Source organism: Actinokineospora sp., assembly GCF_052390155.1.
Classification (GTDB): domain Bacteria; phylum Actinomycetota; class Actinomycetes; order Mycobacteriales; family Pseudonocardiaceae; genus Actinokineospora.
On the sequence record NZ_JBQTHF010000092.1, the window covers coordinates 1 to 15,725 of the forward strand.

General features: G+C 69.4%; 12 protein-coding genes. 8 read left to right on the forward strand and 4 right to left on the reverse strand.

The window, feature by feature from the left end; all coding sequences use genetic code 11:
- Window positions 1-261: 261 nt before the first annotated feature.
- The 4 genes from ACT4N7_RS26245 to ACT4N7_RS26260 form a co-directional block, all read right to left on the reverse strand.
- Window positions 262-1,956, reverse strand: a complete 1,695-nt coding sequence (locus ACT4N7_RS26245; protein WP_444831531.1) for an ABC transporter family substrate-binding protein — start codon at window positions 1,954-1,956, stop codon at window positions 262-264.
- A 65-nt stretch (window positions 1,957-2,021) separates the two neighbouring features.
- On the reverse strand, window positions 2,022-4,133 hold the full coding sequence (locus ACT4N7_RS26250) for a dipeptide ABC transporter ATP-binding protein (protein ID WP_444831532.1): 2,112 nt from the start codon (window positions 4,131-4,133) through the stop codon (window positions 2,022-2,024).
- On the reverse strand, window positions 4,130-5,095 hold the full coding sequence (locus ACT4N7_RS26255; protein WP_444831533.1) for an ABC transporter permease: 966 nt from the start codon (window positions 5,093-5,095) through the stop codon (window positions 4,130-4,132). The genes ACT4N7_RS26250 and ACT4N7_RS26255 overlap by 4 nt, the downstream gene beginning before the upstream one ends.
- 11 nt (window positions 5,096-5,106) lie before the next feature.
- Window positions 5,107-6,081, reverse strand: coding sequence for an ABC transporter permease (locus tag ACT4N7_RS26260; protein ID WP_444831534.1), 975 nt, complete (start codon window positions 6,079-6,081; stop codon window positions 5,107-5,109).
- Window positions 6,082-6,587: 506 nt separating this feature from the next.
- Here ACT4N7_RS26260 and ACT4N7_RS26265 point away from each other — a divergent pair.
- From ACT4N7_RS26265 to ACT4N7_RS26300, 8 genes are all read left to right on the forward strand, one after another.
- A complete protein-coding gene (locus tag ACT4N7_RS26265; protein ID WP_444831535.1) occupies window positions 6,588-7,088 on the forward strand; it encodes a PadR family transcriptional regulator in 501 nt (166 codons plus the stop codon).
- 51 nt (window positions 7,089-7,139) lie between these two features.
- Window positions 7,140-8,237, forward strand: coding sequence for a peptide chain release factor 2 (gene prfB, locus ACT4N7_RS26270; RefSeq protein WP_444831536.1), 1,098 nt, complete (start codon window positions 7,140-7,142; stop codon window positions 8,235-8,237).
- Window positions 8,238-8,327: 90 nt separating this feature from the next.
- Complete coding sequence (gene ftsE / locus ACT4N7_RS26275; protein WP_444831537.1) at window positions 8,328-9,017, forward strand: cell division ATP-binding protein FtsE; 690 nt, start codon at window positions 8,328-8,330, stop codon at window positions 9,015-9,017.
- Window positions 9,018-9,062: 45 nt separating this feature from the next.
- Window positions 9,063-9,965 (forward strand): permease-like cell division protein FtsX, encoded by a 903-nt coding sequence (ftsX, locus tag ACT4N7_RS26280; protein ID WP_444831538.1) that lies wholly within the window; start codon window positions 9,063-9,065, stop codon window positions 9,963-9,965.
- Between the two features lie 45 nt (window positions 9,966-10,010).
- Window positions 10,011-10,487, forward strand: a complete 477-nt coding sequence (smpB, locus tag ACT4N7_RS26285; RefSeq protein ID WP_444831539.1) for an SsrA-binding protein SmpB — start codon at window positions 10,011-10,013, stop codon at window positions 10,485-10,487.
- A complete protein-coding gene (locus ACT4N7_RS26290; RefSeq protein ID WP_444831540.1) occupies window positions 10,487-11,377 on the forward strand; it encodes an amidohydrolase family protein in 891 nt (296 codons plus the stop codon). Before smpB ends, ACT4N7_RS26290 begins: the two co-directional genes overlap by 1 nt.
- Before the next feature lie 90 nt (window positions 11,378-11,467).
- Window positions 11,468-13,822 (forward strand): endopeptidase La, encoded by a 2,355-nt coding sequence (gene lon / locus ACT4N7_RS26295; RefSeq protein WP_444831541.1) that lies wholly within the window; start codon window positions 11,468-11,470, stop codon window positions 13,820-13,822.
- Between the two features lie 209 nt (window positions 13,823-14,031).
- A partial coding sequence (locus ACT4N7_RS26300; protein WP_444831542.1) for a S8 family peptidase occupies window positions 14,032-15,725 on the forward strand: 1,694 nt, incomplete at its 3' end.

A 15,725-nucleotide genomic window follows, 5' to 3' on the forward strand; every position in this document is an offset into this window, starting at 1 on the left:
CCACCACCTGCCGCTGTAACAGGTCCCGGGTGCCCGCGCGGTGCGCGGCACGCTGGCCAACTTCGGCTCGTTCGGCGTCGCCGACATCGACTACGCCAAGATCGGATTCACCGGCTGACGTCGATGACTCGGACCACCCCACCGCCCCATCCCCCCCCAGGGTGCGCAACACCGCGACCACCCCGGGGGAACCGCTCCCATGTTGCCGCGCCGCGCGCCCCGCGTGGTGTGCCGGCGGTCCGGTGGTCCGAGTCATCGACGTCAGCCGGTGAAACCGATCTTGGCGTAGTCGATGTCGGCGACGCCGAACGAGCCGAAGTTGGCCAGCGTGCCGCGCACCGCGCGGGCACCCGGGACCTGGTACAGCGGCAGGTGGTGGCCCTCGGCCCAGATGAGCTTGTCGGCTTCCTGGGTCAGGGCGATGCGCTTGGCGTCATCGAGTTCGGCGTTCGCCTCGTCGAGCTTCTTGTTGATGTCCGTGGAGCCGACGCGGCCGTAGTTCTGGTTCACGCTCTTCTCGTCGAGGTAGTAGATGCCCTTCGACGAGCTGATCGGCCACGGGGTCTGCGACCAGCCGAAGCCGACCATGTCGAAGTTGCCCGGCGTGACGAAGTCCTTGAACAGCGCGGACGAGGGCTGCGCGTCGATGACGACGTTCACCCCGACCTCCTTGAGCTGCGCCTGGGTGAGCTTGCTGATCTGCTCGGAGATCGGGTTGCCCGCGGTGCTGACCATCCGCAGGTCGAGCTGCTTGCCGTCCTTCTTGCGGAACTCGCCGTCGAGCTTCCAGCCCAGGGCGTCCAGGTCGGCCTTCGCGGCGGCCTTGTCGGCCTTGACCGGCGCCGAGTTGTCGGCGTAGTCACCGGTGCCCTGCAGGAAGAAGTGGTTGCCCAGCGGCTTGGGGTCGCTGACGATCGGGCCGAGGATGCCCTTGGCGAACGTCGCGGTGTCCATGCCCTTCATCACGGCCACGCGCAGCTTCGGGTCCGCCAGGATCGAGGTCGGCGCACCGTTGAAGGTGACGTGGTTGTAGCTCTTGCCCGGCGCCTGGCGGATGGCCACGCCCTGGATCGCCTTGCCGCGCTGGTAGTTGTCCACACTGGACCCGATGGTGTACCAGTCGATCGCGCCGCCGGCGAGGGAGTCGGCGAGGGCCGCGCGCTCCACCACCCGGTAGGTGATCTTGTCCAGCTTGGCCTTGTCGCCCCACCACGCGTCGTCGCGGACCAGGGTGACCAGTTTGGCGGTCTGGTCGATGGTGCCGATCTTGAACGGGCCCGCGGTGACCTTCGGCGCGGTGGCCCAGCCGGTGTTGAACTCGGTCGCGGTCGCGTTGAGCGACTTCGGGTACAGCGGGGTGAACAGGCTGGTCCACTCGGCGAACTTGCGCTTGAAGGTGACCTTCACCTCCTGGTCTGTTGCACCCTTCTCGACCTTCTCGATGTCCTCGTGGCCGGTCGTGCTGGACACGGAGTACTCGGTGTTGGAACCGTTCGTCGCCTTGTACTGGGCGTCGAAGTCTTCCCAGGAGAACGCCGTGCCGTCGCTCCACTTGGCCTTGGGGTTGATCTTGTAGGTGACGATCTGCGGGTCGGTGGAGGTCAGCTCGGCCGACTCAAGGTAGTTCTTGTTGATGCTGATCTTGCCCGCTTTGTCGGCGATGTGGAGCTGCGGGATGATCGCGTCGAGGATGTAGTCGGTGTCCTGCGTGGTGCCGTCGATCTGGTTGTAGTTCCAGTTGTCGGGCAGCGCGTCCAGCGGCCACTTCAGCTCGCCGCCGTCCTTGAGCTTGGCGGCGTCGGTCTCGTTGATGTCCCACACGCCCTGCTGCGCCTGGTCGGCCCCGGTGACGCCCTTGTCCGAGCCGCTCTGGCCGCTGCCGCCGCCACAGGCGGACAGGGCGAGCGCCGCCGCGGTGACGGGTGCGACGAGCGCGACCCATTTCCTTCGACTCACTGGTGAACCCTCCTTCTAGGTGGCCGAACGACTGCGCGGCCGGGGAAACTCTCGTGGTCGCCGCACTAGACGACCTGGCGGGATTGCGCGTAGTGGCAGGCCGAACGGTGGTCGCCCGTGCCGTCGAGCACCGGCTCCCGCTCGACGCACAGCGACCGCCGCGCCTCGGGCAGGGCGGCGTAGGTGAAGCAGCGGGTGTGGAACCGGCAGCCCTGCGGGGGATTCGCCGGGCTGGGCAGGTCGCCGACGAGGATGATCCGCTCGCGCTGCCGCTCCTTGACCGGGTCCGGGATCGGGATCGCGGACAGCAGCGCCTGGGTGTAGGGGTGCTCGGGCGCGCCGAAAACCCGGTCGACCGCACCGATCTCGACGATCTTGCCCAGGTACATCACCGCGACCCGGTCGGCGATGTGCCGCACCACCGACAGATCGTGCGCGACGAACAGATAGGACAGGCCCAGCTTGGCTTTCAGTCCGTCGAGCAGGTTGATCACACCGGCCTGAATGGACACGTCCAACGCGGACACCGGCTCGTCCAGCACGATCAGCTTCGGCTCCAGCGCGAGGGCCCTGGCGATGCCGACCCGCTGGCGCTGGCCGCCGGAGAACTCGGCCGGGTAGCGCGCGGCGTGCTCGGCGCGCAGGCCGACGAGGTCGAGCAGTTCCGGCACCCGGTTGCGGATGGCGGCGGTGGAGTAGCCGTGTACCTGCATGGGCTCGGCGAGGATGTCGCCGATCGGCATCCGCGGGTCGAGCGAGGCCATCGGGTCCTGGAAGACGACCTGCATGTCGCGGCGGATCGCCTTGCGGCTCACCCGGTCCAGCTCGGTGGCCTGCTTGCCCAAGATCTCGATCCGGCCGCCCATGAGCTTCTCCAGGCCCAGGATCTCCATCAGGGTGGTGGTCTTGCCGCAGCCCGATTCGCCCACCAGGCCAAGGGTTTCGCCCGCGCGGATGTCGAAGGAGACGCCGTCCACGGCGTGCACGGTGCCGACGCGGCGCTTGAACACCGATCCCTTGGTGACGTGGAAGGTCTTCACCAGGTTGTCGACGCCGAGCACGATGTCGCGCTGTTCCCTCGGCACGGCGGCGATCTCGGGCTCGCCGATCACCTCGACGCCGAACACGTCCACGGCGTCCGCGTCGGTGCGGGCGATCTCCGCGCTGCGGATGCAGGCCGCCCGGTGTTCCGGGCTGCCGTCCACATCGGACAGTGGGGGTTCCTCGGCGCGGCAGGCGTCCACGGCCATCGGGCAGCGCGGCGCGAACGTGCAGCCCGGCGGCAGGTCCACCAGCGACGGCGGCTGGCCATCGATCGGCACCAGCGGCTGTTTCTCCCGCGCGTCCAGCCGCGGGATCGACCCCAGCAGGCCGAGCGTGTAGGGCATCCGGGGGTGGTCGTAGATCTCGTTGACCTGTCCCGTTTCCACCGCCTTGCCCGCGTACATCACCATCAGCCGGTCGGCGAACCCGGCGACCACGCCGAGGTCGTGGGTGATGATCACGATGCCCGCGCCGGTGACCTCCTGCGCGGTCTTGAGCACTTCGAGCACCTGGGCCTGCACGGTGACGTCGAGCGCGGTGGTCGGCTCGTCGGCGATGATCAGGTCCGGGTCGTTGGCGATCGCGATGGCGATGACCGCGCGCTGGCGCATGCCCCCGGAGAACTCGTGCGGGAACGCCTTCGCCCGCGCGCCGGCGTTCGGAATACCCACCAGGTCAAGCAGTTCCACCGCGCGGTTGGCGGCCTGCTGCCTGCTCACCCGGCCGCGGCCGTGGGTCAGCAGGGCCTCGGCGATCTGGTCGCCGACGGTGTAGACCGGGGTCAGCGCGGACAGCGGGTCCTGGAACACCATCGAGACCTTGCGGCCGCGGATGCGCGACAACTCGGTGTCGGACAGGCCGAGCAGTTCGCGGCCCTGGAACCGGATCGACCCGGAGATCCGCGCCTGCGCGGGCAGCAGTCCCATGACCGCCAGCGACGACACGGACTTGCCGGAGCCGGACTCGCCGACGATGCCGAGCACCTCGCCGGGGGCGACCCGGTAGCTCAGCCCGCGCACCGCGTTGACCCGGCCGTTCTCGCTGGGGAAGGACACCCGCAGGTCCGCGACCTCCAGCACCGGACCGTCCACTGTGGACCCGGCGTCGTCGAACAGCGTTTCCGCCGCGGTCATGGGGACACCTCGTTCTTCTTGACCTTCTTGTCGCGCTTGCGACTTCCTGAGGACGACGGGTCGAGCGCGTCGCGCAGCCCGTCGCCGAACAGGTTCACCGAGAGCACGAACACCACCAGGAACCCCGCGGGCACGTAGAACAGCCACGGGTAGGTGATCGCGGACTCCGTACCGGAGGCGATCAGCGTGCCGAGCGAGACGTCCGGGGGCTGCACGCCGAAGCCGAAGAAGCTCAGCCCGGTTTCGGCGAGCACCGCCGCGCCGACGGTGATGGTCGCGTCGATGATCAGCAGCGAGGCCATGTTCGGCACGATGTGCTTGGCGATGACGCGGAACGGGGTCTGGCCCATGAACCGCGCCGCCTTGACGTACTCGCGCTCGCGCAGGGTCAGTGTCATGCCGCGCACGATCCGCGCGGTGATCATCCAACTGAACCCGGCCAGCAGCACCACGAAGATCAGCCAGCTCTTGCCCTTGAACGCCGGGCTGGCCACCGCGATGATCAGGAACGACGGCAGCACCAGCAGCAGGTCGACGACCCACATCAGCACCCGGTCGGCCCAGCCGCCGAAGTAGCCCGCTGCGGCGCCGACGACGGCGGCGAGCGTGGTGGAGATCAGCCCGACCAGCAGCCCGATCGTCAGCGACTTCTGCAGCCCGCGCATCACCTGCGCGAACACGTCCTCGCCGATCTTGGTGGTGCCGAACCAGTGCGAGCCGCCGGGCGGCTGCAGGAAAGCGGTGTAGTCGGGGGTGGCGTACTCCCACGGCGAGAACAGCGGCGAGAGGAACGCCATCGCGTAGAGCGATACGACCACGAGCAGGCCCGCGACGGCGGGCTTGCGGCGCAGGAACCGCCGCAGCACCAGCCGCGAGCGGCTGGGACTGCGTTCGGCGACCGACGCGGTGTCGACCGGGCCCGCGCCTGCGGGGGAGTTGTTGTCCTGGGTGACGGTGACCATGTGCTGACTCCTCACACCCTGACCCGGGGGTCCAACGCGGCATAGAGCACATCGGACAGCCAGCCCGAGATGAGCACGAGGACCGCGACGAACAGCGTCACGGTGGCCACGATGTTGGTGTCCTGGCTGACCACGCCGGTGATCAGCCAGTCGCCCATGCCGTACCAGCCGAAGATCCGCTCGGTGAACGTGCCGCCGGTGATCAGCAGCCCGAAGCCGAACGCGAACAGTGTCGCCATCGGGATCAGCGCCGTGCGCAGGCCGTGCTTGAACAGCGCGCGCCGCCGGGTGAGGCCCTTGGCCTGGGCGGTGCGCAGGAAGTCGCTGCCGAGCACGTCGAGCATGGCGCTGCGCTGATAGCGGCTGTAGAACGCGATCTGGCCGAGCGCGATCGCCAGCGTTGGCACGATCAGGTAGCGCAGCCGGTCGCCGAGGGAGGCGAACCAGCTCCCCTCGAAGCCCGGTGTGGACTCGCCGAGGGTCTGCAGGTAGTTCGTGCCGATCAGGTCGTTGAACCCCTGCGCGGGCTGCTTGAGCAGCGTGCCGAGCACGAAGACCGGTGTGGACAGGATGACGAACGAGAACAGCGTGGCGAGGTAGTCGCTGAGCTTGTACTGCCGGATGGCGCTCACCACGCCGAGCAGCACGCCGAACACGACGCCGATGAGCACGCCGAGCAGGAACAGCCGCAGGCTCACGCCCATCCGGCGGGGCAGCTCCTCGGTGATCGGCTTGTCGGTGACCGTGCGGCCGAAGTCGCCCTGGACGACGCCGCCCAGCCAGGTCGCGAACCGCTGCGGCACGGGCTGGTCGAGGTTCAGGTCGGCGCGCTTGGCGTCCAGTACGGCGGCGGGCGGCGGCGGGTTGCGCTGTTGCAGGATGCCGACCGGGTCGAAGGTCGCCGAGGCGAGCGCGAACGCGAGGAACGTCGCCACCAGGCACAGGACGACGTAGTTCAGCAGTCGTCGGGCCAGGAATCCGATCATGTCGGCTCGGCCTCGTCTCCGGGCCGACCGGACGATGACCGCGCTGTGGTTCGTCGGTGGGTCAGTCGCATGTCCCCCACCACGGAGAAGTCGCCATGGGCAAGGGATACTTCGGTGTGAACGACCGACGAGGTACCTACTTTGGTAGGTAATCAGGTAACAGCTCGGCATCCGGGTCGTCAACTCGTTTTTCTGGACGCGACCTGGGCGTTTGTCGGGTGATCTGGGGCACATTCGACTTTTTTCGGACCCGTCCGGCCGACTACGTCCCGCCCACCCCCGCTGCGCCGAACGGGTACCCGGCGCCGGGGAGATCCACTCCTTCGGGTGAGCGCCACCGGGGTGTCCTAGTGGGACCGTCCGGTTTGCGCCGGTCGGGCCCCCGCGCTTGGGCTGTTCGGTTGCGGGCCAAACGGGTTGCCCCCCGCCCGCTGACGATCAGCCATTGTGGACATTGCGCGGTGGCCACTGTGGACAGCCGGGCGATGTCGTGGCACCGTGGACACGTGTCAGAATTGAACGCAACCGCCGCAGCACTTCTCGGACTGCTGCACGAGGGACCGCAAACCGGTGGCCAGTTGGTATCGGCCGCCCGCGAACGGTTCGGCTCGTTCTTCAGCGTCACCCGCAGCCAGGTCTACCGCGAGCTTCCCGCGCTCGCGGACAGTGGTCTGGTCCGCCTCGGCAAGCAGGGTCCGCGCTCCAGTCAGCAATACGTCATCACGGCGTCGGGCAAGAAGGCGTTCAAGTCGTGGCTCGGCGGCGAGCCGGGCCCCGATCACCTTCGCAGCCCACTGATCCTGCGCCTGGTGCACGCGAGCACGCTGACCGCCAAGCAGCGGGTCGCGCTGATCGACTCGGCGAAAGTGGTCTACAACGGCGAACACGAGGCGGCCAAGACGGCGGCCAAGTCCGCCGAGGACCCGTACGCCAAGGCGATCGCCGAGTTCGGCGTGGCCAGGGCACGGGCCGTGCTCAAGCTCCTGGACTCGATCCCCAAGACCTGAGCGGCGTACCGGCGCAGCGGCGATGTCCGTGTCCGCGTAATCTTTTCCGACGTGAACCCGGACGTCGCCACTGACCTCAAGGACCTCTCCGCCACGCTGTCCAGCGTCGAGGCGGTGATGGACCTCGACGCGCTGCGCGCGCAGATCGCCGAGTTGGAGGAGCAGGCGGCCCGTCCGAATCTCTGGGACGACCCGGACGCCGCGCAGAAGGTCACCAGCCAGCTCTCCCACCGGCAGGGTGAGCTGCGCAAGGTCGAGGAACTGCGCTCCCGGCTCGACGACCTCCCGGTGCTCTACGAGTTGGCCGAGGAGGGCGACGACGAGGCCGCGGCCATCGAGGCCGACACCGAGCGCGAGAAACTGCGTGCCGACATCTCCTCCCTGGAGGTGCGCACGCTGCTGTCCGGCGAGTACGACGAGCGCGACGCGCTGCTCACCATCCGGTCCGAGGCGGGCGGCGTCGACGCCGCCGACTTCGCCGAGATGCTGATGCGTATGTACCTGCGCTGGTCCGAGCGCCACGGCTACCCGACCGACGTCTACGACACCTCCTACGCCGAAGAGGCGGGGATCAAGTCGACCACCTTCAAGGTCACCGCCCCGTACGCCTACGGCACGCTGTCGGTCGAGCAGGGCACCCACCGGCTGGTGCGCATCTCGCCGTTCGACAACCAGGGCCGCAGGCAGACCTCGTTCGCCGCGGTCGAGGTCGCCCCGGTGGTCGAGCAGACCGACCACATCGAGATCGACGAGAAGGAACTGCGCGTCGACGTCTACCGCTCCTCCGGCCCGGGCGGCCAGGGCGTCAACACGACCGACTCGGCGGTCCGGCTGACCCACCTGCCGACCGGGATCGTGGTCTCGTGCCAGAACGAGCGCTCCCAGTTGCAGAACAAGGCATCCGCCATGGCGGTGCTGCAGGCCAAGCTGCTGGCGCGGCGCAGGCAGGAGCAGCAGGCCAGGATGGACGCGCTCAAGGACACCTCCAGCGGGTCCTGGGGCAACCAGATGCGCTCGTATGTGCTGCACCCGTACCAGATGGTCAAGGACCTGCGCACGGACTTCGAGGTGGGCAACCCGTCCGCCGTGCTCGACGGCGACATCGACGGTTTCCTCGAAGCCGGAATCCGCTGGCGCCGCACCCAGTAGTAGCTGCGGGTGCACGCAAGGTCACCTGCGGAAACCACTTCGCCGGGCGAGGCAACGGGTCGATAACGACCGGGGGTAGACTCGCCCACCGTGATCCGGCTCGAACAGGTATCCAAGGTCTACAAGACCTCCACGCGGCCCGCCCTGGAGAACATCTCGGTCGAGGTCGACAAGGGAGAGTTCGTCTTCCTCATCGGCCCGTCGGGGTCGGGGAAGTCCACTTTCCTGCGTCTGCTGCTGCGTGAGGAGGTGCCCAGCAAGGGCCGGGTCTACGTGGCGAACTTCGACGTGGCCAGGATGGCGCGACGCCGTGTTCCCCGGCTGCGCCAGTCGATCGGCTGCGTGTTCCAGGACTTCCGGCTGCTGGCCAACAAGACCGTCGCGGAGAACGTCGCGTTCGCCCTGGAGGTCATCGGCAAGCCGCGGCACACCATCAAGAAGGTGGTGCCCGAGGTGCTGGAGCTGGTCGGCCTGGAGGGCAAGGCCGAGCGCATGCCGCACGAGCTGTCCGGCGGTGAGCAGCAGCGGGTTGCGATCGCCCGGGCGTTCGTCAACCGGCCGCTGATGCTGCTCGCCGACGAGCCGACCGGAAACCTGGACCCGGACACCAGCCAGGACATCATGCTGCTGCTGGAGCGGATCAACCGGACCGGCACCACGGTCCTGATGGCCACCCACGACCACTCCATCGTGGACTCGATGCGCCGCCGTGTGGTCGAGCTGGACCTCGGCCGGGTCGTCCGCGACGACGCCCGCGGCGTCTACGGCGTCGGTCGCTGACCACGGCCACCACCCAGCCCCCGAAGACGAGGAACCCCACCCCCGATGCGTGCCAGCTTCGTGTTCAGCGAGGTCGTCACCGGCCTGCGCCGGAACATCACGATGACCATCGCGATGATCATCACCACCGCCATCTCGCTCGCCCTGCTCGGCGGTGGACTGCTGGTCGTGCGGATGATCGACAAGACCAAGACGCTCTACCAGGACAAGGTCGAGGTCAGCGTCTACCTGACCAACGACGTGTCCGCCTCGGAGAAGCAGTGCACCGCCGACCCGTGCAAGGGCCTGTTCACCGCGCTGCAGAACGACCCGGCCGTGGAGAGCGTCGAGTTCGAGAACCGCGACCAGGCGTTCGACCGGTTCAAGCGGATCTTCGAGGCGCAGCCGGAGCTGGTGAAGCTGGCCCGGCCCGAGGCGCTGCCCGCCTCGTTCCGGGTCAGGCTCAACGACCCGGACCGGCCCGAGGTGATCAGCCAGACCTACGGCGGCCGTGCCGGTGTGGACACGATCGCCGACCAGAGCGAGTTCCTCGACCGCTTCTTCAACGCGCTCAACGGCTTTCGCAACATGACGTTCGCGGTCGCGCTGTTCATGGCGATCGCGGCGCTGCTGCTGATCTCCAACACCGTGCAGCTCTCGGCGTTCACCAGACGCACCGAGGTCGGCATCATGCGCCTGGTGGGCGCGACCCGGTGGTACACGCAGCTCCCGTTCCTGTTGGAGGCCATGGTCACCGGCCTCGTCGGCGCGCTGCTGGCCATCGCGCTGCTGGTGCTGCTCAAACTGTCCTTCTTGGACGATGTGCTGGCCGACCCGATCGCCGCGGGCGTCGTCCGCTCGGTCGACGGGATCGACATCCTGCTGGTGACACCGTGGCTGCTGCTGGTCGCGCTGGGTATCTCCGCGGTCACCGGGTACGTGACGCTGCGGTTGTACGTTCGGACGTGACAATCACTTCGCGGTCGCTCGCGGCGCGCCCGTAGAGTCCCCGCCATGGTGAAGGAACGCGGCCAGAAGGTGATCGTGTCGAACCGCAAGGCACGCCACGATTACGCCATCCTGGACACCTACGAGGCGGGCATGGTGCTGCTGGGCACCGAGGTCAAGAGCCTGCGCGAGGGCAGGGCGTCGCTGGTGGACGCCTTCGCCACGGTCGAGGACGGCGAGGTCTGGCTGCGCAACCTGCACATCCCGGAGTACACCCAGGGCACGTGGACCAACCACGAGCCGCGGCGTACCCGGAAGCTGTTGCTGCACAAAGGCGAGATCCTCCGGCTGGTAGGCAAGATCAAGGAGAGCGGGCTGTCGCTGGTGCCGCTGTCGATGTACTTCAAGGACGGCAAGGTGAAGATCGAACTGGCGCTGGCGAAGGGCAAGAAGTCCTACGACAAGCGGCACGATCTCGCCAAGCGCGACGCCAACCGCGAGATCGCGAAGGCCGTAGGTCGGGCGGCGAAGGGCCGCGGCTGATGGCGCCCGCGAACGACGCGGAAGTGGCCGACTGGGTCCGCGGCCTCGGCTTGCCCGGGCTGGTCGACCTGCACGTGCATTTCCTGCCCGACGCCGTGCAGCGCAAGGTGTGGGCGTACTTCGACGACGCCGAGCGCAACTACGGCACCCCGTGGCCGGTGGCGTACCGGCAGTCCGAGGCCGAGCGGGTGGACATCCTGGCCGCGCTCGGGGTGATCGCGTTCGCGCCGCTGGTCTACCCGCACAAGCCGGGCATGGCCGGGTGGCTGACCGACTGGGTGGGCGAGTTCGCCGCCCGCACCCCTGGCGCGGTCCCCACCGCGACGCTGTACCCGGAACCCGAGGTCACCGCCTACCTCGACGCCGCCCTGCGCGCGGGTGCCCGCTGCGCCAAGGCCCACGTCCAGGTCGGCGCCTACGACCCGCGCGCCGACGTGCTCGACCCGGCGTGGGGCCTGCTCGCCGACGCGGGCGTGCCGGTGGTGGTGCACTGCGGCCACGGGCCGCTGCCGGGGGCGTTCACCGGGCTGCCGGTGTTCGAGGAGGTGCTGCGCAGGCATCCGCGGCTGGTCGCGGTGCTGGCGCACGCGGGGATGCCGGAGATCTCCCTGGCCCTCGACCTGGCCGCGCGCTACCCGGGCGTGCACATCGACACCACCATGGTCGGTGTCGACTTCACCACCCGCACCGCCCCGCTGCCCGCCGACTGGACCACCCGGCTGGCCGAGTTGCCCGACCGGATCGTGCTCGGCACCGACTTCCCGAGCATCCCGTACCCGTACGCGGAGCAGCTCCGCGCCATCGCGGGCTGGGCCGAGGACCCGCGCCTGGGCACCGACTTCCTCCGCGCCGTCCTGCATGACACCCCCGCGCGGCTGCTCGGCCTCTGAGCCTGCTCGCTCAGGGCGAACACCGAACGGAAACATCCGGGCGCTCGATCAGGTTGAGCTAGTCAGACTCAACTTTGGAGAGTGATCCCGATGTCCGAGGCCCTGACGCTGCCGGTGCTGCCGCTGGACGACACGGTCCTGCTGCCCGGCATGGTCGTGCCCATCCAGCTCACCGGTACCGACAACGCGACCGAGGCCCGTGCGGCCGTCGAGGCCGCGCAGGCGGGCGCCGACCCGGTCCGGGTCGTGCTCGTGCCGCGCCTGGACGGCAAGTACGCCAGGGTCGGCACGCTCGCCGTGGTCGAGCAGGTCGGCAGGCTGCCCGGCGGCGAACTGGCCGCCGTGGTCCGCGGCACCGGCCGGGTGCGCATCGGCGCGGGCACCACTGGGCCCGGCGCGGCCCTGTGGGTGCAGGTCGAGACGGCCGACGAGACCGTGCACGAGCGCACCCGCGACCTCGCCCGCGAGTACAAGGGGCTGGTCACGACCATCCTGCAGCAGCGCGGCGCGTGGCAGGTCGTGGACACCGTGACCCAGATCGACGACCCGTCGGTTCTGGCGGACATGGCGGGCTACGCGCCGTACCTGTCCGACGAGCAGAAGGTGTGGCTGCTGGAGACCACCGATGTGGCCGCCCGGCTGGACAAGCTGCTGGCGTGGGGCCGGGAGTACCTGGCCGAACTCGATGTCGCCGAGACCATCCGCAAGGACGTCAAGGAAGGCATGGAGCGCCAGCAGCGGGAGTTCCTGCTGCGCCAACAGCTCGCGGCGATCCGCAAGGAACTGTCCGAACTGGACGGCAAGCCCGCCTCCGAGGAGCAGGACTACCGCGCCCGAGTGGCCGAGGCCGACCTCCCGGAGAAGGTGCGCACCGCCGCGCTGTCCGAAGTGGACAAACTGGAGCGCACCTCGGACCAGTCGCCGGAAGTGGGCTGGATCCGCACCTGGCTCGACACCGTGCTGGAACTGCCGTGGACCACACGCACACCCGACGAGTACGACATCGCGGGCGCGCGGGCGATCCTGGACGCCGACCACGCCGGGCTGGACGACGTGAAGGACCGGATCATCGAGTACCTGGCCGTGCGCAAGCGCCGCGACGAGCGCGGGCTGGGTGTCGTCGGCGGGCGGCGCAGCGGCGCCGTGCTCGCCCTCGCCGGTCCGCCCGGGGTCGGCAAGACCTCGCTTGGCGAGTCGGTCGCGCGGGCGATGGGCCGCAACTTCGTCCGGGTCGCGCTCGGCGGCGTGCGCGACGAGGCCGAGATCCGCGGCCACCGGCGCACCTACGTCGGCGCGCTGCCGGGCCGGATCGTGCGCGCCATCACCGAGGCGGGCTCGATGAACCCGGTCGTGCTGCTGGACGAGATCGACAAGGTAGGCGCGGACTACCGGGGCGACCCGACGGCCGCGCTGCTGGAGGTGCTCGACCCGGCGCAGAACCACACCTTCCGCGACCACTACCTGGAGGTCGAGCTGGACCTGTCCGATGTGGTCTTCCTGGCCACCGCCAACGTGATCGACTCGATCCCGGCGCCGCTGCTCGACCGGATGGAACTGGTCGCCCTCGACGGCTACACCGAAGACGAGAAGGTCGTCATCGCCGCCGACCACCTGCTGCCCCGGCAGTTGGAGCGGGCCGGGTTGACCGCCGACGAGGTGGCGATCGAGGAATCCGCGCTGCGGCTGCTGGCGGGGGAGTACACCCGCGAAGCCGGGGTGCGCCAGCTCGAACGGTCGATCGCGCGCGTCCTGCGCAAGGTCACCGCGCGGCTGGCCGTGGGTGAGGTCGAGCTGCCGCTGCGGGTGGCCGCGACCGACCTGCGCGGCTACCTCGGGCAGGCCAAGCACACGCCCGAGTCGGCCGAGCGCACGGCGGTGCCCGGCGTGTCCACCGGACTCGCGGTCACCGGCGCGGGCGGCGACGTGCTGTTCGTCGAGGCGTCGCTGGCGGAGCGGGGGACCGGCTCGACCGGCGTCACGCTCACCGGGCAGCTCGGCGAGGTGATGAAGGAGTCCGCGCAGATCGCGTTGTCCTACCTGCGTTCGCACGGCGCGGAGCTGGGCCTGCCGGTCGGCGACCTGGCCGATCGGGGCGTGCACGTGCACGTTCCGGCCGGTGCGGTGCCCAAGGACGGGCCGAGCGCGGGGGTCACCATGACCACGGCGCTGGCCTCGCTGCTGTCGGGCAGGCCGGTCCGGTCGGAGGTGGCGATGACCGGCGAGGTGTCGCTGACCGGGCGCGTGCTGCCGATCGGCGGCGTGAAGCAGAAGCTGCTCGCCGCGCACCGGGCGGGCATCACCACGGTGTTGCTGCCCAAGCGCAACGAGCCCGACCTGGACGACGTGCCGGAGTCGGTGCTGAGCGCGCTGACCGTGCACCTGGTGAGCGACGTGCGCGAGGCGCTCGACCTCGCGCTCGACCAGGTCGCGGCCCTGGCCGCCTAGTGCCAGGGTCACCGCACTAGACCATTCCCAATTTTGGCAGGTGGGAATATGCCAAACGGCCCTATTTCCGCGCAAAACCTAGCGCGTCGCCGGCGTTTTGCGTCATGTTCCCGAGCAACGTTCGCGCGGACGTCGAAGTAGTCTCCGTCGCTCTCCGGCCGGCGCTGCCGCTCCGGCCGGACAGCGCCCTGCATGAAGGAGATTCTGCGATGGGCGATGTTCGCGTGACCAGGACCAGGCGACTGGCCGGTCTTGGCTTGGCCGTGGCCGCGGCCACGGCATTCGCGGTGGCTGCCGCGATTCCGGCGGTGGCCGCCGAGGGCCAGATCCTGACTGTCAGCGGTGCCGAAGCGGTCAAGGACAGCTACATAGTCGTCATCAAGGACAGCGCGTCGCCGAGATCGGCGTCCGCGCAGACCGCGCGCTCGCTGACCGGCCGCCACGGCGGGCTGGTCAAGGCCGCGTGGCGGCACGCGCTCAACGGGTTCGCCGCCCAGTTGAGCGTCGAGCAGGCCCGCAGGCTCGCCGCGGACCCGGCGGTCGCCTACGTCCAGCAGGACGCGGTGGTGCGCCTGACCGACACCCAGCCGAACCCGCCGTCGTGGGGCCTCGACCGGGTCGACCAGCGCGACCTGCCGCTGAGCAGCAGCTACACCTACGACACCACGGCGAGCAACGTGCGCGCCTACATCATCGACACCGGTATCCGTACGACGCACACCACCTTCGGCGGGCGGGCGACGTTCGGCATCAACACCACCGGGGACGGCAACAACTCCGACTGCAACGGGCACGGCACGCACGTGGCGGGCACGGTCGGCGGTTCGCAGTACGGCCTGGCGAAGGGCGTGCAGCTCATCGGAGTCAAGGTGCTGAACTGCCAGGGTTCCGGCACCACCGCGGGCGTGGTCAACGGTGTCGACTGGGTGACCCAGAACGCCGTGAAGCCCGCGGTCGCGAACATGAGCCTCGGCGGCGGCGTGGACGCCGCGCTGGACACCGCGGTGCGCAACTCCATCGCCTCGGGCATCACCTACGCGATCGCGTCGGGCAACTCCAACGCCAACGCGTGCAACTTCTCCCCTGCCAGGGTCGCCGAGGCGATCACGGTGAACGCCTCCACCATCAACGACGCCCGCGCGTCGTTCTCCAACTTCGGCACCTGCACGGACATCTTCGCCCCCGGTGAGGGCATCACGTCGTCGTGGAACACCAATGACACCGCGACGAACACGATCAGCGGCACCTCGATGGCCGCGCCGCACACCGCGGGTGCCGCCGCGTTGTGGCTGGCCACCCACCCCACCGACACCCCGGCCGCGGTGGCCACCGCGCTGATCAACAACTCCACCCCGAACAAGATCACCAACCCGGGCACCGGTTCGCCGAACCGGCTGCTCTACACCGCGCCCGGCGGCGGCACGCCCGGCTCGCCGTCGGCCACCAACCCCGGCAGCCAGACCGGGACCGTCGGCACGGCAGCCAGCCTGCAACTCTCGGCGTCCGGCGGCACCCCGCCGTACACCTGGGCGGCCACCGGACTTCCGGCCGGCCTGTCGATCAACTCCGCCGGCCTGATCACCGGCACGCCGACCACGGCCGCCACCTACACGGTCACCGCGACCGTGACGGACTCTGCCAGCCGCACCGGCAGCACGACCTTCACCTGGACGATCAACCCGGTCGCCACGCCGGGCTGCTCGGCCACCAACGGAACCGACGTGGCGATCCCCGACCTGTCCACTGTGGAGAGTTCGATCGTCATCTCGGGATGTGCGGGCAACGCGTCGGCCACCTCGACGGTCGAGGTGCACATCATCCACACCTACAAGGGTGACCTGGTCGTGAACCTGGTCGCGCCCGACGGCAGCCTGTACCTGCTGCACAACCGGGCAGGCGGCAG